Source organism: Sphaerotilus uruguayifluvii (assembly GCF_013294065.1).
GTDB classification, from domain to species: domain Bacteria; phylum Pseudomonadota; class Gammaproteobacteria; order Burkholderiales; family Burkholderiaceae_C; genus Sphaerotilus; species Sphaerotilus uruguayifluvii.
The window spans coordinates 248,916-264,184 of sequence record NZ_JABSNM010000002.1; the positions used below are offsets into that span (position 1 = coordinate 248,916).

Below are 15,269 nucleotides of genomic sequence, written 5' to 3' on the forward strand. Positions count from 1 at the left end.
GGAGTCAAGAAAGGAGGAAACGTTGCTGCGCGCGCGATTCTTCACGCTCCGCGAATGCTGTCGTGACGCACGCAGCTCAGCACAGGCGCTGCGATCAGCATGTCATTGATTTTTTGATCGCTGCACGGACAATCGCAGACTCGCCAACACCGATCGCAGAGCGCAGATGAACAGCAAGATCTCACCCCCTTCCGATGCGGTGCGCATTCACGGCGCACCGATCAAGCGCCAATCGCTGGCCGACATCGAAATCCAGGCCACCCGCATCGCTGCGATGATGGAGCAGATCCGGGCGGCGATGCTGCCCCCTGCATCAGCCAAGCAGGCTCCTGCCGTCAGCGCGGCGCAGCTGGCTGAGCTCTGCGGTGTCGACAAGAACCGCATCGCCTACCGTCTGACGCGAGGCGACCTGCCCTCCGGAACGATGGTCGGCAATCGCAGGGAATGGACGATGGAGGATGCACGGGTGTGGGTGCGCGACTTCCGGCAGGAGCGCATGCGCCCGAGCGATGCGGCGGGCACCACGATCACGGTGGCGAACTTCAAGGGAGGCGTGGCCAAGACCACCTCGACCGTGACGCTGGCCCAGGGCCTGGCGATGCGTGGACACCGGGTACTGGTCGTCGACCTCGACCCCCAGGGCTCGGCCACGACGCTGTTCGGCGTGCTGCCCGACGCGGAAGTCGATCATGAGCACACCGCGATGCTGCTGTTCTCCGGCGAGCAGGAAGACCTGAACTACGCGATCCGGCCGAGCTACTGGCCCGGCATCGATCTGGTGTGTGCCGCACCGCTGCTCTTCGGCGCGGAGTTCGCGTTGCCGGCCCGCCAGACCCGCGACCCCGGCTTCGAGTTCTGGCGCTGCCTGGATCGCGGACTCGACCGCGCGCGCATGGACTACGACGTCATCCTGATCGACACGCCGCCGGCCCTGTCGTACGTGACGATCAACGCGCTGATGGCGGCTGACGGCGTGATCATGCCGCTGCCGCCGTCGGCGCTGGACTTCGCCTCGTCGGCGCAGTTCTGGGACCTCTTCAGCGACCTGTGCAACCAGCTGATCCGCAGCCGAGGCCAGGACAAGACCTTCGAGTTCATCGACGTGCTGCTGTCGCGGGTCGAGTCCTCCGATGCGGCCAGCTCGGTCGTGCGCCAGTGGGTGCTGGAGGCCTACACCGAGAAGGTGCTGCCGATCGAGATCCCCAAGACCTCGGTGGCGGCCACGGCCTCGGCCGAGTTCGGCACCGTCTACGATCTGCCACGCGGCGCGATCAGCGCGAAGACCTTCGCGCGAGCACGCGACGCCTTCGACCGCATGTGCGAGCTCATCGAGCAGCAGATCGTCGCGGTCTGGGCGGCGCAGATCGAGCAGATGAAGGGGTGAGGCGATGAAGAACAGCAAGCTGCTCGACAAGGCCTCCCGGCTGGACTTCAGCCGCCTGCCCGGCACCGCACCGGCCAGCCCCGACGCGGCCACGCCCGCTCCGCCGGTCTTCACTCCGCGGCCGAAGACGGCGCCGGGCGCGCTGATGGCCTTCGCGAACGACACCCGCTCGGAGCTGCTGAAGGAGAACGAGACGCTGCGCGAGCGTGCCCAGGAGGCGGAGGTCCTGCGCAGCCGCCTCGACGAGGCGCTCGACGATCTGCAGCAGTGGGAAGGCGCGAAGGCCGCACGGCTGATCGAGGCCTCGCTGGTGCGGCCGAGCCGCTTCGCGAACCGCCACCCGGGCAGCTTCCAGGACGCGGACTACCTGAAGCTGCGCCACGAGATCCAGGATGCCGGCGGCAACGTCCAGCCGATCAAGGTGCGGCCGGTGCGCGGCGAGGAGGACAGTTCGCCCGTCCGTTACGAAGTGGTCTTCGGCCATCGGCGCCTGCGGGCCTGCCAGGAGCTGGGGCTGCCGGTGCTGGCGATGATCGACAACCTCGACGACCAGGCGCTGTTCGTCGAGATGGAGCGCGAGAACCGGGCGCGCAAGGACCTCTCGGCCTGGGAGCAGGGCATGATGTACCGCTCCGCGCTGGACTCCGGGCTCTTCCCGTCGAACCGCAAGCTGGCCGAGGCCATTGGCGTCGACCTGAGCGCGCTGGGCAAGGCCCTGTCGCTGGCGGCGCTGCCGGAGTTCATCGTCGCGGCCTTTCCTTCGCCGCTGACGCTGCAGTTCCGCTGGGCCAAGCCGCTGTCGGACGCGCTGGCTGCCGATGCAGCCGGCATGCGCGAGCGGGTGCTCGACCTGCAGGCACTGCCGCAGAAGCTGTCCGCCCGCGAGGTCTTCGAGCGCCTGGTGGACACGGCCCCGGTGGAACGGCGCAGGCAGGGGGTGGAACCGTTCCACCCCCCCGCGGCCCGTCGGGCGATCCATCTGGGACGGCGCGAGGTCGGCTCGATCGGCGTCGATGCACAGGGGCGCATCGACCTGACGCTGCAGCCCGAGACGCTCGATCCGGACAGCGATGCGCTCGATGCGCTGGCTCGGCTGATCGCCGAATTCCTGGCGACTAGGGCGGGCGGGCGGGGGGGGTAGAACCGTTCCACCCCCTGCCTGCCGTGGTGCGCGGGCCGTGCACCGTCCAGCTTCTACCCGGGTAGAAGCTGGACGGTCGATCGGGAGGGATGGCCGGGTCGAACAGTCATGCTGCGGCGCAGCATGTTCAGATGCGCTGCACGAACTCGGCCACGGCCGGGCGCTGGCGCACCGGTCGGCTGCGCCGCGGCGTGCCCAGGCTGATGAAGCACACCGCCTGCTCGCCCTCGACCAGGCCGAAGGTCTCGCGCATCAGCGCCGTGTGCAGCGCCCGGCCGCTCGACAGGCCGCTGCCGAAACCGCGTGCGCGCGCCGCCAGCATCAGGTTCTGCACCGCGCAGCCCAGCGAGAACACCCGCTCGAAGGCGGGAACCTCCGGGTCGTCGGTGCGCAGGTCGACGATCGCCAGGATGAGCACCGGTCCGCGAAAGGCCTTGACCCGCGCGTCCTCGAGCTGATCGGGCAGCGCCTGCGGATCGCGCTGGCGCAGCGCCTCGACGAAGACCTCGGACAGGCGCTGGCGCGCCGCCTCGCCCAGCACCAGGAAGCGCCAGGGGCGCAGCTGGTGATGGTCGGGGGCGGCGGCGGCGGCGCAGAACAGCGCATCCAGCGTCGCGTCGTCCGGGCCGGGCTCCGCCAGATGCTTCGGGCCGATGTGCTGGCGGGTGCGGATCAGCTCGTCGCAGATCTCGATCAGGGGCAGGGCGTCGTCGTCCATCACGGCAGTCGCTTCGCGGAATCGTCGGGATCGACCGGGCCGAGCAGGGCGGCACCGACCGGGCAGGGCGCCACGCAGTCGCCGCAGCCGGTGCAGGCCGACGGGTCCAGGCGCAGCTGCGCGACGCCGCCGACAGCCGGCACGACGCGCACCGCCCGAGTGTCGCAGGCCTCGGCGCACAGGCGGCATTCGACGCGGTGGCGCATCAGGCAGGCCGCACCGATGTGCAGCCGCAGCGGGGTGGTCGGGGGGCCGGGCGGCTCGGGCCGGCGCCGGCCCGGATCGGCCAGGCGGCGCAGGAAACCGCGCCGGGTGTCGGGGTGCTCGGAATTCATCGGATCTCGGTCTCCTGGGGGGCGCGGGTGCCGCGCGGCGCGGTGCGCGGATCCTCGCCGGCATCGAGCCGGCGCAGGGCCTCGTCGAGCGCCTGGCGATCGGCGCTGCCGGGTGCGTACTGCGCCGACAGCCGCTTCAGGCCCTGGCGGGCCGCGGTCGCGTCGCCCCGGTCGAGCGCGGCCAGCACCCGCATCATCAGCACGGCCGGATGCTCCGGCGCCAGGGCCATCGCCTGCGCCAGCAGCTCGCGCGAGCGGGCATCGAAGTGGTGGTCGTCGGCGAGGATGCGGGCCTCGATCCAGTCGGCCAGCAGCTCCGGATCCTGCACCGCGCGTGTCGCGGCCTTCTCGTAGGCCGCGGCGGCCTCGCGGTGGCGGCCGGTGACCTTCAGCGAGCGCGCCAGCATCAGCCAGCCGTCGATGTCGCCGCCATCGCGCTCGAGCCGCGCGGCCAGGCGCTCGACCATCGACTCGACCGCATCGGCGCTGTCGGGCGCACGCCGGGCCGGATCGAGCGCCACCGGGTGGCCGAGCGCGACATAGAGCGCAAGCAGGGCCAGCGGTGCACCCAGGCCGGGTGCCAGCGCCTGCCAGGCGCGGCGGCGCGGCGCCTGCGGGTGATCGTGGCCGCCGGCCGCCACCAGGCTGGCGCCGAACAGCGCAGCCAGCACGGTCGCCACGCCCAGGAAGGGCAGCAGCCAGTCGGGCAGCAGCATCGCGCTCACGAGGCGGCTCCCTGAGGATCGCGCAGCCGCCGCCACAGCAGCAGGCCGCCGCCGAGCAGCAGCGCCGGCGGGCCCAGCCACAGCAGCAGCGTGCCGGCGCGCAGCGGCGGCCGGTAGGTGACGAAGTCGCCGTAGCGCTCGACCAGGAACTCGATGATCTGCGCATCGCTGTCGCCGGCGGCGACGCGCTGCGCGATCTCGCGCTTGAGGTCGAGCGCCAGCGGCGCGTTCGAGTCGGCCAGCGACTCGTTCTGGCAGACCAGGCAGCGCAGCTCGGCGGTCAGCGCGTGCATGCGGTCGGCATCGACGTCGGGCGGCGGCGTGGCCGCGCCGGCGTGGCCGGCGCCCAGCGCCGCGGCCAGCCCCAGCAGCAGCGCGGCGCAGGTGCGACGCGCGCTCACGAGCCGCTCCCCAGCCGCGGCAGCAGCTCGCGCGCGATGATCTCGGGCGTCAGCGCGCCGACGTGGCGGTGCAGGATCACGCCCTGCGCATCGATCACGAAGGTCTCGGGCGCGCCGTAGACGCCCAGCTCGATCGCCATGCGACCGTCGGCATCGACCAGCGACATCGAGAACGGATCGCCCAGCCGCGCCAGCCAGTCGCCGGCATCGGCGGCGCGGTCCTTGTAGTTCAGGCCGACGAGCTGGTCGGCGCGGCCCTGCGCGCGCAGCGTCGCCGCCAGCGACATCAGCGCCGGATGCTCCTCCCGGCAGGTGCCGCACCACGAGGCCCAGAGGTTGACGATGCGTGCGCGCCCGCGCCACTGCGCCGGGCCGACCGGCGCGGCCGCCGCGTCGCCCAGCACCGGCAGCGTCACCGCCGGCCAGGGCTTGCCGATGCGGGTCGAGGGCAGCTCGTGCGGATCGCGGGTCAGGCCGATGGCCAGCACGCCCAGCAGCGCGAGCGCGCCGAGGCCGGCCAGCCAGGGCAGCAGGCGAGGGCGGCCCGGCGGGCCGCCGTCGATGGGGGAAACGGGGGCGTTCATGCGGTTCTCTCCTCGAGGGCATGGGCAGGGAGGGCGCGGCGGGCGGGAGCCCGGTGCCGGTGCAGCCGGCGCGAGGCGCCGGCCAGCAGCGCGCCGGCGCCCATCAGCGCCACGCCGATCCAGATCCAGCGGATGAAGGGCCGGTGCTGCACCCGCAGGCCCCAGCCCGCCTGGGCGCCGCTGCCGATCTGCTCGCCCAGCGCGACATAGACATCGCGGGTCAGACCCCAGTCGATCGCAGACTCGGTCATCGGCATCGCCGAGCCGTCGTAGGCGCGCTTCTCGGCGGTCAGCACCACCGGTGCCCGCGACGGGCACTGCAGCGTGAAGCGCGCGGTCAGCGCGCGGTAGTTCGGGCCGGTGGCGGTGCCGGTGGCGTCGAAGTGCAGCGCGCAGCCGGCGATGGCGTGCGTCTGTCCCGGCGCCAGGTGCACGTCGCGCTCGATGCCGTAGGTCTTGACCATCGCCACGCCGCAGGCGAACAGCGCCACGCCCAGGTGCGCCAGCCCCATGCCGGCGCCGCTGGCATCGAGCCGCCGCCAGCGGCCGCCGCAGCGCGCGTGCAGCGCCTGCAGCGTCGCCACCAGCACGCCGGTGGCCAGCCACAGCGTCAGCGCCGTGCCCCAGTTCACCCGTCCGAAGCCGGCGTCGAGCAGCAGCGGCAGCGCGATCGCCGCCGGCCCCGTCACCAGCACCACCGGACGCAGCCGGCGCCACAGCGCCGCGCCCTCGTCTCGGCCCCAGCGCAGCCGCGCCGCGGGAATCATCAGCAGCAGCGCCGGCAGCAGCAGCGGCGCCATCACCGCGTCGAAGTAGGGCGCGCCCACCGACAGCTTGCCCAGGCCGAGCGCGTCGACCGCCAGCGGATAGAGCGTGCCCAGCAGCACGCTGGCGCAGGCCACCAGCAGCAGCAGCGCGCCGGCGGCCAGCGCGCCCTCGCGCGACAGCGGCGAGCGTGCGCCTTCGCCCGTCCGGCCCCCGGCCTGCGCCCCGCCGAGCCGGTGCATGCCCTGGAAGCCCAGCGTCAGCGACACCGCCAGCGTCAGCGCGATCAGGCCCAGCATCGTGCTGCCGCGGCGCGGATCGGAGGCGAAGGCGTGCACCGAGGTCAGCACCCCGGAGCGCACCAGGAAGATGCCGATCAGCGCGAGAACGAAGCCGGCGATCGACAGCCAGGCGGCGGCCGGCGCGAAGCGGCCGTGCAGGTCCTGCGCGGTCTGCAGGTGCAGCAGCGCCGCCAGCACCAGCCAGGGCATCAGCGAGGCGTTCTCGACCGGATCCCAGAACCACCAGCCGCCCCAGCCCAGCTCGTAGTAGGCCCACCAGGAGCCCAGCGCGATGCCCAGCGACAGGAAGGCCAGCGCCGCGGCGGTGAACGGGCGCAGCCGCCGCGCCAGGCCCGCGGGCTCGCCCCAGGCCAGCGCCGCCAGCGTCGCCGCGAAGGGCAGCGCGGTGCCGACATAGCCCAGGTAGAGCAGCGGCGGGTGCAGCGCCAGGCCGGGGTCCTGCAGCATCGGGTTGAGGCCGCGGCCCTCCGGCGCGCCCGGCAGCAGCCGCACGAAGGGATCGGAGGTCAGCAGCACATAGCCGCACATCGCCAGCGACACCGCGCCCAGCACGCCCAGCGTGCGCACCGCGTGGGTCCGCGCGGCCGCATCGCCCGAGGCGCCGAGCCGCCAGCCGGCCAGCACGCTCCACAGCGCCAGGATGGCGCACCACAGCAGCATCGAGCCCTCGTGGCCGCCCCAGACTGCCGAGACCGCGTACAGGCGCGGCATCGTCGTGTGGCCGTGCGCGGCGACATAGGCCAGCGAGAAGTCGTTGTCGTGAAAGGCCAGGCCCAGCGCGGCCAGCGCGCCGAACAGGCCGGCGAACTGCCAGCCCAGCGCGGTGGCGGCCAGCCGGGGCTGCGGCCGCGGCTGCAGCCCGGCGAGCATCTGCACCGCCGCGGCGACCGCGGCCAGCATCAGCAGCAGGTGACCGATCTCGCCGGTCATCGTGCGCCTGCCTGGCCGGCGTCCGGCGCGTGCACGCCCGGCGGCGTGTAGTTCTCGTCGTGCTTGGCCAGCACCTCGGTGGCCACCAGCGTGCCGGAGGCGTCGATGCGCCCCTGCGCGATCGCGCCGCGGCCGGCGGAGAACAGGTCGGGCAGCACGCCCTCGAAGACCACCGGCAGCGTGTGCGGGCCGTCGGCGAGCACGAAGCGCACCTTCAGGCCCCGGGCCTGCGCGGAGGCATCGCGCTCGACCGAGCCGGGCTGCACCAGGCCGCCCACGCGCAGCAGCGCGCCGCGCTCGGCCTGGCCGGCGGCGATCTGCGCCGGCGTGACGAAGAAGACCAGGTTGCTGCGGAAGGCGCCGAGCGCCAGCGTGACACCGGCCGAGGCCAGCAGCAGCCCGGCGGCGACCAGCGCGAGACGGCGGTGGCGGGGTTTCATCGGAGCTCCTCGGCTTCGTCCATGTCATGGCGCTGGCGGCCGGCGCGTCGCGCCAGCGCGATCTGCTCCAGCGCCAGGGCCGCGGCGCAGATCGCCACCGCCGGCCAGACCACGCCGCCGTGGCGGCCCATCGCGACGAAGGCGTCCCAGTCCGGCCACCACGGCCGCAGCGCGGCGAGCAGCCCGCCCCAGATCGTGTCGTTCATGCGTGTTCTCCCGCCGCGTCATGCTCGGCCTGCAGCCAGCGCGCCTGCGCCTGGCGCTCGGCGATGATCAGCCGCACCCGCGCGAAGGCGCTGGCCGCCGTCCAGGCCCAGGCGGCCGCGCACATCAGCAGCAGCGCCGCCAGCATCGACGGCGCCATCGCCGCCTTGCCCGGCGCGATCGTCGCGCCCTGGTGCAGCGTGTTCCACCAGCGCACCGAGAAGTAGATGACCGGCAGGTTCAGCACGCCCAGCAGCGCGAGCACCGCGCAGGCGCGGTCGGCGCGCTCGCGGCCCTCGTGCGCCTGCAGCAGCGCCAGATAGCCCAGATAGAGAAAGAACAGCAGCAGCGAGGAGCCCAGCCGCGCGTCCCACACCCACCAGGTGCCCCACATCGGCTGGCCCCAGAAGGCGCCGGTCACCAGGCTGAGCAGCGCCATCAGCGCGCCCGAGGGCGCCAGCGCATGCGCCATCATGAAGCTGCTGCGGGTGTTCCAGACCAGGCCGACGCCGCCCCACAGCGCCATCAGCGCGTAGACGAACATGCTCATCCAGGCCGCCGGCACATGCAGGTAGATCAGCCGGTAGCCCTCGCCCTGCACCGCGTCGGCCGGGCTGGCGACGAAGCCCAGCCACAGCCCCGGCAGCAGCAGCAGCGCGGCCAGCGCGCGCAGCGGCCCGACCAGCCGGCCGGCCAGCGCATGCAGCCGCATCGGGCTGGCGAAGTGGAAGATCCACGGCGCCCAGCGCAGGCCGGGCCGGCGCGCCGGGGCCAGGGCCATCGGGGCAGAGATTCGCGTGTCCATCGTTCCTGTCCTTGTCGTGCGGCGCTCATTCCTCGGCTGCGGCCGCGCGCAGCGCCGCCGCGCCCAGCGGCGGGCAGGCCAGCATCGCCATCGCCAGCATCGCGCCGAGCAGCTGCAGCTCGGCCGCGAACGCGCGGCCGGCCTGGGCGGCATGCACCGCCATCGTTCCGAACACCAGCGCCGGCACCGCCAGCGGCAGCACCATCAGCATCGCCAGCAGCGCCGCGCCGCGCAGCCCGGCGGTCAGCGCCGCGGCCACGCCGGCCACCGCCACCAGCACCGCGCTGCCCAGGGCCAGCGAGCCCAGCAGCACCGGCAGCGCCGTGCCGTCCAGCCCGAACTGCAGCGCCACCAGCGGCGCGGCCAGCAGCACCGGCCCGGCCGCGAGCAGCCACTGCACCGCCATGCGCGCGCCCACCAGCAGCGCCAGGGGCGGACCGTCGTCGGTGCCGGCCAGCACGCACTGGTCGATCCAGCCGCCGCGCAGGTCGTCGTGGAAGAGCCGCCCGCAGGCCAGCAGCACCGCCAGCAGCGCCGCCACCCACAGCACGCCCGGCCCGAGCAGGCGCAGCGTGGCGCCCTCCGGCCGCAGCGACAGCGGAAACAGCGCCGCCACCATCACGAAGAAGCCCGCATGCCAGAGCAGCTCGGCGGGCTGGCTCAGCGCCAGGCGCAGCTCGCGGCGCACGGTGGCGCGCAGCGGGCGCGCCCAGCCGCCATGCGCCGGACGGTCCGGCCTCATGCCCGGCCTCCGGGCGGGGCCAGATCGAAGGGCTCGCAGGCCGGAAAGCCCTCGGGCAGCGCGCCGTGCGAGCTCAGCAGCAGCGCGCCGCCTGCGGCCAGATGGGCCTGCGCACGCGCGGCCAGCCGCTCGCAGGCGGCGCGGTCGAGCGCGTCGAAGGGCTCGTCGAGCAGCCACAGCGGCCGGGGGGCCAGCTGCAGCGGCGCCAGCGCCAGACGCCGGCGCTGGCCGGCCGAGCACTCGCGCAGCACCCGGCGCGCCGGCAGCCGTTCCTGCTGCAGCCAGTCCTCGACGAGCGTGCCGTCCCGCGGCGCGCCGGCCAGGTCCAGCCAGGCGTGCAGGTTCTCGCGCGCGTCGAGCGCGTCGGCCAGCGGCATCGCATGGCCGACGAACCACAGCGGCGCGGCGCGGCGCACCTGGCCGGCCGCCGGCCGGCGCAGCCCGGCCAGCGTGCGGATCAGCGTCGTCTTGCCGCAGCCGTTCGGGCCGCGCAGGTGCAGCGCCTGGCCGCGCGAGAGTGCCAGCCGCAGCGGGCCCCAGAGGCGGCGCCCCTGGCGCTCGCCCACCAGCGCGTCGGCCTGCAGCAGCGGGGTGTCGGCAGCGGTCATGCGGACGTGCTCACTGCAGCGGATGGCGCGCCAGCCGTCCGGTGTCGGGAATGCGGATCTCGCGCCGGTCCATCTCGATCAGGCCCTCGGCCTCGAGCTCGTGCAGCACGCGCGAGAAATACTCCGGCGTCATCGACAGCCGCGAGGCGATCGTCGCCTTGCTGACCGGCAGCGACACCCGGTGCTCGCGCGTGCGGCCGTCCTCGCGGCACAGCGGCGCGCAGCCGCCGCTGCCTGCGCCGTCGAGCGGCATCAGGCCGGAATCGGTCTCCGGCATCGCGCCGGGCGCGTCGCCGAGGTCGCGCAGCAGGTAGCCGATGACGCGCTGCATGCCGCTGTGCAGCGCATAGGCCTGCACGTCGTGCACCAGCCCGTGCAGCCGGCGCGAGATGCCCGCGAGCATGCGCATCGCGAAGCGCGGATCGCGGCTGATCTCGCCGAACACCGTGTCCTTGCCGACGCTCAGCACCAGCGCGTCGCTCAGCGTCTGCGCGTTGATGATGTAGGGCTTGCCTGTGAACATCAGCGCCTCGGCGAAGCTCTGGCCCGGGCCGATGAGCTCGATCACCTTCTCCTGTCCGGCCGGCGAGATCGCGAACAGCTTGACCTGGCCGGTCACCGCGACATGGAACTCCTCGCAGGGCTCGCCGACCCGGAACACCGTGTCGCCGCGCTGCAGCCGGCGCAGCCGGCAGCCTTCGGCCAGGCGCAGCAGCTCGGGCGGCGTCATCTCCTGGAACAGCGGCAGCACGGCGAGGTAGCGCGGCAGGTCGAAGGGGCGGTGGGTGTCCATGGCGGGTGTCGGTCGGGCGGGTGGAGGGGCGTGACGGCGCGGATTGTCGGCAGCCCGCCCGGCGATCGTTCTGACTCAGGTCAAGCCCGTTCCTGACTGGAGTCGTCGGATATGGCGGGCCGGGCACGGCTTCAGCGGGACTTCAGCCCGGTGTGGTGCCGGGCCGGCCGCGGAGGTCCGACCCCGGCCCCATCCATGGCCGGGATGGTGGGCCTCGGGCGCACCGCCGTCCTTGAACCAGTTCAATGACGCGGCAGGACGGGCGGATCGACGATGCCGACGCCCGCACGACGGACACCGCTTTCACCGAGACGAAGGAAGGAGAGCCCGAGATGACCACCCCGATCCTGTCCCCCACGGCCTGGCTGATGCTCGCCGCACTGGCGGCCACGCCCCTGGCCGGCGCGCAGGAGCGCGCCCACGCCACCCCGGCCGAGGCCGGCTACCAGGCCGGCGGCTCGCCGCTGGCTGGCGAACCGATGTACCAGAGCGCCAACCCGAAGGCCCCGCCGATGACGCAGGCCGAGTTCGACCTGGGCCGCAAGATCTACTTCGAGCGCTGCGCCGGCTGCCACGGCGTGCTGCGCAAGGGCGCCACCGGCAAGCCGCTGACGCCCGACATCACGCTGGCCAAGGGCACCGACTACCTCAAGGTCTTCATCGCCTACGGCTCGGCCGCCGGCATGCCCAACTGGCTGACCTCCGGCGAGATGAACGAGAAGGAAGTCGACCTGATGGCGCGCTACATCCAGCAGGACCCGCCGACACCGCCCGAGTTCGGCATGGAGCAGATGAAGGCGACCTGGAAGGTGCTGATCCCGCCGGAGCAGCGTCCGACCCGGAAGATGAACGGCTACAACATCGACAACATCTTCTCGACCACGCTGCGCGACACCGGCGAGGTCGCGCTGATCGACGGCGACACCAAGAAGATCATCAACATCGTCAAGACCGGCTACGCGGTGCACATCAGCCGGCTGTCGGCCTCGGGGCGCTTCCTGTACGTGATCGGTCGCGACGCCAAGGTCAACATGATCGACCTGTGGATGGAGAAGCCCGACAACGTCGCCGAGATCCGCGTCGGTCTGGAGGCGCGCTCGGTCGACACCTCGAAGTACAAGGGCTTCGAGGACAAGCTGGCCATCGCCGGCAGCTACTGGCCGCCGCAGTACGTGATCATGAAGGGCGACACGCTGGAGCCGCTGAAGATCGTCGCCACCCGCGGCATGACGGTCGACAAGCAGGAATACCACCCCGAGCCGCGCGTGGCCTCGATCGTGGCCTCGCACTTCCGGCCCGAGTTCGTCGTCAACGTCAAGGAGACCGGCAAGACGCTGCTGGTCGACTACTCGAACATCGACGCGCTCAAGACCACCGAGATCGGCACCGCGCGCTTCCTGCACGACGGCGGCCTGGACTCGACGCACCGCTACTTCATGGTCGCGGCCAACCAGTCCAACAAGATCGCCGCGGTCGACCTGAAGGAAGGCAAGCTCGCCAGGCTGATCGACGTCGGCAAGATCCCTCACCCGGGGCGCGGCGCCAACTTCGTCGACCCGCAGTTCGGTCCGGTCTGGCTGACCGGCCACCTCGGCGACGACACGCTGTCGCTGATCGGCACCGATCCGAAGGGTCACCCGAAGCAGGCCTGGACGGTGGTGCGCACGCTCAAGGGCCAGGGCGGCGGCTCGCTGTTCCAGAAGAGCCATCCGAAGTCGAACCACCTGTATGTCGACACGCCGCTGAACCCGGATCCGAAGATCTCGCAGTCGGTCGCGGTCTACGACGTGCGCCACCTCGACCAGGGCTTCACCGTGCTGCCGATCGCCGAATGGGCGGGGCTGTCGGACGACGGCGCCAAGCGCGTCGTGCAGCCCGAATACAACCGCGCCGGCGACGAGGTCTGGTTCTCGGTCTGGAGCGCGAAGAACAAGCAGAGCGCCATCGTCGTCGTCGATGACAGGACGCTCAAGCTCAAGGCCGTCATCAAGGACCCGCGCCTGATCACGCCGACCGGGCACTTCAACGTGCACAACACCCAGCACGACATCTACTGACCTGGACGACCAGGACGAACTGGAGAACGATCATGAGACTTGCCTCCTTTCCCGCGCTGTCCTCGCTGGCCGTGGCCGCGCTGCTCGGGCTGGCGACGCTGCCGGCGGCCGCCAGTCCCGACGAGGCGATGAACAAGGCGGGCTGCATGGCCTGTCATGCCAAGGACAAGAAGGTCGTCGGCCCGGCCTTCAAGGACATCGCCGCGAAGTACAAGGGCCAGCCGGACGCGGTCGCCAGGCTGATGGACAAGGTCCGCAAGGGCGGCTCGGGCAGCTTCGGCCCGATCCCGATGTCGCCCAACGGACCGGACAAGATCAATGACGCCGACCTGAAGGCCGCCGTCGAGTCCATTCTCAAGACCAGCTGACCCGCTGGCCGGCCGCTCAGGCGGCCCGGTCCGCGCCCGGCTGCGCCCGCCGCGACGACGTCCGCGCCGTCCCGGCGGGCGTTTCGCCTGGGGTGGCCGGATCGACCGCGGCGGCCGGGTCGTCCGGGCTCTCCTGCAGCGCGTCGGGGCGCACCGGCCACAGGAACCACACGCCGGCGCCCAGCACGCCGAGCACCGCCAGGATCATCAGTTCGAGCATGGCGGCATTGTCGCCCGCACCGGCGGCGCGGGCCGGCCGCGCGGGCGCCGGCCCGCGCTTGAACCAGTTCAAGGACACCGCGCGGGCCAGCGCCGACCATGGTCCCGCGTCCGATCCGAGACCCGAGCGACCCTCCTGCTGCCGATCCCCATGCGCCTGCCCCCGTTCCCGATGTCCGCCGCCGCGCTGCTGCTCGCGCTGCTGGCCTGCGGCCTGCCGGCACGGGCGGCCGAGCCCGCGCCGCCGCAGACCCCGACGCCGGCGCGCCAGCAGCGGCTGGTGCGCATGGTGCGCCAGGACTGCGGCTCCTGCCACGGCATGCGCCTGGGCGGCGGGCTGGGGCCGGCGCTGACGCCCGCGGCGCTGCAGGCGCTGCCGCCCGAATCGATCGCCGCGACCATCTTCCACGGCCGCCCGGGCACGCCGATGCCCGGCTGGCAACCGATGCTGACCGAGAGCGAGGCTGCATGGATCGCCACCCAGCTGAAGCAGGGCTTCCCCGAGGAGCCGGCGCGATGAGCCCGGCCCGTCCTTTCCTTCCGGTGCGACGCCGCCTGCTGGGCGCGCTCGGCGGGCTGGCGGCCGCGCCGCTGCTGGGCACCGGCCTGGCCGGCTGCGCCGCCCCGCAGGCCTCCATCGCCGGCACCGGCGACCTGGGCGTGGTGGTCGAGCGCGCCCGCGGCACGCTGGCCCTCGTCGACACCAGCCGGCGGCAGGTGCTGGGCGAGGTCGGCGGGCTGGGCGACCTGTCGCACGCCTCGGTGGTGTTCTCGCGCGACGGCGCCAGCGCCTTCGTGTTCGGCCGCGACGGCGGACTCAGCCGCGTCAGCCTGACCCGCGGCCGGCTCGAGCAGCGCGTGATGCAGGCCGGCAACGCCATCGGCGGCGCGATCTCCGCCGACGGCACGCTGGTGGCGGCGCAGAACTACGTGCCCGGCGGCGTGCGCGTCTTCGACGCGCGCACGCTCGAGCTGGTGGCCGACATCCCGGCCGAGTTCGCCCCGGGGCGGCTCTCGCGCGTGGTCGGCCTGGTCGACCTGCCGGGGCGGCGCTTCGCCTTCTCGCTCTTCGATGCCGGCGAGATCTGGATCGCCGACCTCGCCGAGCCGGCGCGCCCGCAGATCACCCGGCTGCGCGACATCGGCCGCCAGCCCTACGACGCGCTGGTCACGCCCGACGGGCGCCACTACCTCGCCGGCCTGTTCGGCGAGGACGGCCTGGCGCTGGTCGATCTCTGGGACGAGACGCCGGTGGCGCGGCGCATCCTGGCCGGCTACGGCCGCGGCCAGGCGCCGCTGCCGGTCTACAAGATGCCGCACCTGCGCGGCTGGGCGGTGGCCGGGCGGCTGGCCTTCCTGCCGGCGATCGGCCGCCACGAGCTGCTGGTGGTCGACACCGCCACCTGGCAGGAGGTCGACCGCATCGCGGTGGCCGGCCAGCCGGTGTTCGCGATCGCCCGGCCCGACGGCCGCCAGGTCTGGGTGAACTTCGCCGTGCCGGACTACGACCGGGTGCAGGTCATCGACGTGCCCTCGCGCCGCGTCGCCGCGACGCTGACGCCGGGCCGCGCGGTGCTGCACATGGAGTTCACGCCGCGCGGCGAGTCGGTCTGGATCAGCGCCCGCGACGACGACCGCGTCGCCGTGCTCGACACGATGACGCTGCGCACCCAGGCCGAGCTGACGCTGCCGGCGCCCAGCGGCATCTTCTTCACCAGCCGCGCCGCGCGGCTGGGCTTCTGAGCGTT

Annotated in this window: 19 protein-coding genes; 6 read left to right on the forward strand and 13 right to left on the reverse strand. The window is 73.1% G+C overall.

The window, feature by feature from the left end:
- The first annotated feature begins 166 nt into the window (after window positions 1-166).
- The gene (locus HNQ01_RS03450) at window positions 167-1,384 is read left to right on the forward strand and encodes a ParA family protein (RefSeq protein ID WP_217427385.1); all 1,218 of its coding nucleotides are present in this window, start codon (window positions 167-169) and stop codon (window positions 1,382-1,384) included.
- Window positions 1,385-1,388: 4 nt separating this feature from the next.
- Complete coding sequence (locus HNQ01_RS03455) at window positions 1,389-2,525, forward strand: ParB/RepB/Spo0J family partition protein (protein WP_173803923.1); 1,137 nt, start codon at window positions 1,389-1,391, stop codon at window positions 2,523-2,525.
- Window positions 2,526-2,652: 127 nt separating this feature from the next.
- On the opposite strand, the gene HNQ01_RS03460 is transcribed toward HNQ01_RS03455, so the two are convergent.
- From HNQ01_RS03460 to HNQ01_RS03515, 12 genes are read right to left on the reverse strand one after another with little or no spacing between them, the layout of a single operon-like run.
- Window positions 2,653-3,243, reverse strand: coding sequence for a nitroreductase family protein (locus HNQ01_RS03460; protein WP_173803924.1), 591 nt, complete (start codon window positions 3,241-3,243; stop codon window positions 2,653-2,655).
- A complete protein-coding gene (locus HNQ01_RS03465) occupies window positions 3,243-3,578 on the reverse strand; it encodes a 4Fe-4S dicluster domain-containing protein (protein WP_173803925.1) in 336 nt (111 codons plus the stop codon). The genes HNQ01_RS03460 and HNQ01_RS03465 overlap by 1 nt, the downstream gene beginning before the upstream one ends.
- Window positions 3,575-4,294, reverse strand: a complete 720-nt coding sequence (locus tag HNQ01_RS03470) for a tetratricopeptide repeat protein (RefSeq protein ID WP_434801480.1) — start codon at window positions 4,292-4,294, stop codon at window positions 3,575-3,577. The genes HNQ01_RS03465 and HNQ01_RS03470 overlap by 4 nt, the downstream gene beginning before the upstream one ends.
- 5 nt (window positions 4,295-4,299) lie before the next feature.
- Window positions 4,300-4,704, reverse strand: coding sequence for a cytochrome c-type biogenesis protein (locus HNQ01_RS03475; protein ID WP_353621629.1), 405 nt, complete (start codon window positions 4,702-4,704; stop codon window positions 4,300-4,302).
- On the reverse strand, window positions 4,701-5,288 hold the full coding sequence (locus HNQ01_RS03480; RefSeq protein ID WP_286180435.1) for a DsbE family thiol:disulfide interchange protein: 588 nt from the start codon (window positions 5,286-5,288) through the stop codon (window positions 4,701-4,703). Before HNQ01_RS03480 ends, HNQ01_RS03475 begins: the two co-directional genes overlap by 4 nt.
- Complete coding sequence (locus tag HNQ01_RS03485) at window positions 5,285-7,285, reverse strand: heme lyase CcmF/NrfE family subunit (protein ID WP_173803927.1); 2,001 nt, start codon at window positions 7,283-7,285, stop codon at window positions 5,285-5,287. The genes HNQ01_RS03480 and HNQ01_RS03485 overlap by 4 nt, the downstream gene beginning before the upstream one ends.
- Entirely contained in the window at window positions 7,282-7,725 is a 444-nt protein-coding gene (locus HNQ01_RS03490; protein WP_173803928.1) for a cytochrome c maturation protein CcmE, read from the reverse strand. Before HNQ01_RS03490 ends, HNQ01_RS03485 begins: the two co-directional genes overlap by 4 nt.
- Window positions 7,722-7,931 carry a heme exporter protein CcmD gene (ccmD, locus tag HNQ01_RS03495; RefSeq protein ID WP_173803929.1) on the reverse strand — a complete coding sequence of 70 codons (210 nt, stop codon included), beginning with the start codon at window positions 7,929-7,931 and terminating at the stop codon, window positions 7,722-7,724. Before ccmD ends, HNQ01_RS03490 begins: the two co-directional genes overlap by 4 nt.
- Entirely contained in the window at window positions 7,928-8,734 is an 807-nt protein-coding gene (gene ccmC / locus HNQ01_RS03500) for a heme ABC transporter permease CcmC (protein ID WP_434801479.1), read from the reverse strand. The genes ccmD and ccmC overlap by 4 nt, the downstream gene beginning before the upstream one ends.
- A gap of 25 nt (window positions 8,735-8,759) precedes the next feature.
- Window positions 8,760-9,476 carry a heme exporter protein CcmB gene (locus HNQ01_RS03505; protein ID WP_173803930.1) on the reverse strand — a complete coding sequence of 239 codons (717 nt, stop codon included), beginning with the start codon at window positions 9,474-9,476 and terminating at the stop codon, window positions 8,760-8,762.
- Window positions 9,473-10,084, reverse strand: coding sequence for a heme ABC exporter ATP-binding protein CcmA (gene ccmA / locus HNQ01_RS03510; protein ID WP_173803931.1), 612 nt, complete (start codon window positions 10,082-10,084; stop codon window positions 9,473-9,475). Before ccmA ends, HNQ01_RS03505 begins: the two co-directional genes overlap by 4 nt.
- Window positions 10,085-10,094: 10 nt before the next feature.
- The gene (locus tag HNQ01_RS03515; RefSeq protein WP_173803932.1) at window positions 10,095-10,877 is read right to left on the reverse strand and encodes a Crp/Fnr family transcriptional regulator; all 783 of its coding nucleotides are present in this window, start codon (window positions 10,875-10,877) and stop codon (window positions 10,095-10,097) included.
- 332 nt (window positions 10,878-11,209) lie between these two features.
- Here HNQ01_RS03515 and HNQ01_RS03520 point away from each other — a divergent pair, with 332 nt between their 5' ends.
- Both HNQ01_RS03520 and HNQ01_RS03525 read left to right on the forward strand, forming a co-directional pair.
- On the forward strand, window positions 11,210-12,934 hold the full coding sequence (locus HNQ01_RS03520; RefSeq protein WP_173803933.1) for a cytochrome D1 domain-containing protein: 1,725 nt from the start codon (window positions 11,210-11,212) through the stop codon (window positions 12,932-12,934).
- Window positions 12,935-12,966: 32 nt separating this feature from the next.
- The gene (locus HNQ01_RS03525; protein WP_173803934.1) at window positions 12,967-13,302 is read left to right on the forward strand and encodes a c-type cytochrome; all 336 of its coding nucleotides are present in this window, start codon (window positions 12,967-12,969) and stop codon (window positions 13,300-13,302) included.
- 16 nt (window positions 13,303-13,318) lie between these two features.
- On the opposite strand, the gene HNQ01_RS03530 is transcribed toward HNQ01_RS03525, so the two are convergent.
- Window positions 13,319-13,522, reverse strand: coding sequence for a hypothetical protein (locus HNQ01_RS03530; protein ID WP_173803935.1), 204 nt, complete (start codon window positions 13,520-13,522; stop codon window positions 13,319-13,321).
- Between the two features lie 150 nt (window positions 13,523-13,672).
- Here HNQ01_RS03530 and HNQ01_RS03535 point away from each other — a divergent pair, with 150 nt between their 5' ends.
- Together HNQ01_RS03535 and HNQ01_RS03540 are read left to right on the forward strand one after the other, a co-directional pair.
- Window positions 13,673-14,041, forward strand: coding sequence for a c-type cytochrome (locus HNQ01_RS03535; protein ID WP_173803936.1), 369 nt, complete (start codon window positions 13,673-13,675; stop codon window positions 14,039-14,041).
- Between the two features lie 23 nt (window positions 14,042-14,064).
- Window positions 14,065-15,264, forward strand: a complete 1,200-nt coding sequence (locus tag HNQ01_RS03540; RefSeq protein ID WP_353621632.1) for a cytochrome D1 domain-containing protein — start codon at window positions 14,065-14,067, stop codon at window positions 15,262-15,264.
- Window positions 15,265-15,269 lie beyond the last annotated feature (5 nt).

Excerpts from the sequence above, each read along its gene's own strand:
- HNQ01_RS03480 (WP_286180435.1), bottom strand. The coding sequence starts at position 5,288 with ATGAACGCCCCCGTTTCCCCCATCGACGGCGGCCCGCCGGGCCGCCCT.
- ccmA (WP_173803931.1), bottom strand. The coding sequence starts at position 10,084 with ATGACCGCTGCCGACACCCCGCTGCTGCAGGCCGACGCGCTGGTGGGC.
- HNQ01_RS03490 (WP_173803928.1), bottom strand. The coding sequence starts at position 7,725 with ATGAAACCCCGCCACCGCCGTCTCGCGCTGGTCGCCGCCGGGCTGCTG.
- ccmC (WP_434801479.1), bottom strand. The coding sequence starts at position 8,734 with ATGGACACGCGAATCTCTGCCCCGATGGCCCTGGCCCCGGCGCGCCGG.
- HNQ01_RS03515 (WP_173803932.1), bottom strand. The coding sequence starts at position 10,877 with ATGGACACCCACCGCCCCTTCGACCTGCCGCGCTACCTCGCCGTGCTG.
- HNQ01_RS03460 (WP_173803924.1), bottom strand. The coding sequence starts at position 3,243 with ATGGACGACGACGCCCTGCCCCTGATCGAGATCTGCGACGAGCTGATC.
- HNQ01_RS03530 (WP_173803935.1), bottom strand. The coding sequence starts at position 13,522 with ATGCTCGAACTGATGATCCTGGCGGTGCTCGGCGTGCTGGGCGCCGGC.
- HNQ01_RS03485 (WP_173803927.1), bottom strand. The coding sequence starts at position 7,285 with ATGACCGGCGAGATCGGTCACCTGCTGCTGATGCTGGCCGCGGTCGCC.
- HNQ01_RS03525 (WP_173803934.1), top strand. The coding sequence starts at position 12,967 with ATGAGACTTGCCTCCTTTCCCGCGCTGTCCTCGCTGGCCGTGGCCGCG.
- HNQ01_RS03450 (WP_217427385.1), top strand. The coding sequence starts at position 167 with ATGAACAGCAAGATCTCACCCCCTTCCGATGCGGTGCGCATTCACGGC.
- HNQ01_RS03470 (WP_434801480.1), bottom strand. The coding sequence starts at position 4,294 with ATGCTGCTGCCCGACTGGCTGCTGCCCTTCCTGGGCGTGGCGACCGTG.
- HNQ01_RS03505 (WP_173803930.1), bottom strand. The coding sequence starts at position 9,476 with ATGAGGCCGGACCGTCCGGCGCATGGCGGCTGGGCGCGCCCGCTGCGC.
- HNQ01_RS03455 (WP_173803923.1), top strand. The coding sequence starts at position 1,389 with ATGAAGAACAGCAAGCTGCTCGACAAGGCCTCCCGGCTGGACTTCAGC.
- HNQ01_RS03535 (WP_173803936.1), top strand. The coding sequence starts at position 13,673 with ATGCGCCTGCCCCCGTTCCCGATGTCCGCCGCCGCGCTGCTGCTCGCG.
- HNQ01_RS03520 (WP_173803933.1), top strand. The coding sequence starts at position 11,210 with ATGACCACCCCGATCCTGTCCCCCACGGCCTGGCTGATGCTCGCCGCA.
- HNQ01_RS03465 (WP_173803925.1), bottom strand. The coding sequence starts at position 3,578 with ATGAATTCCGAGCACCCCGACACCCGGCGCGGTTTCCTGCGCCGCCTG.
- ccmD (WP_173803929.1), bottom strand. The coding sequence starts at position 7,931 with ATGAACGACACGATCTGGGGCGGGCTGCTCGCCGCGCTGCGGCCGTGG.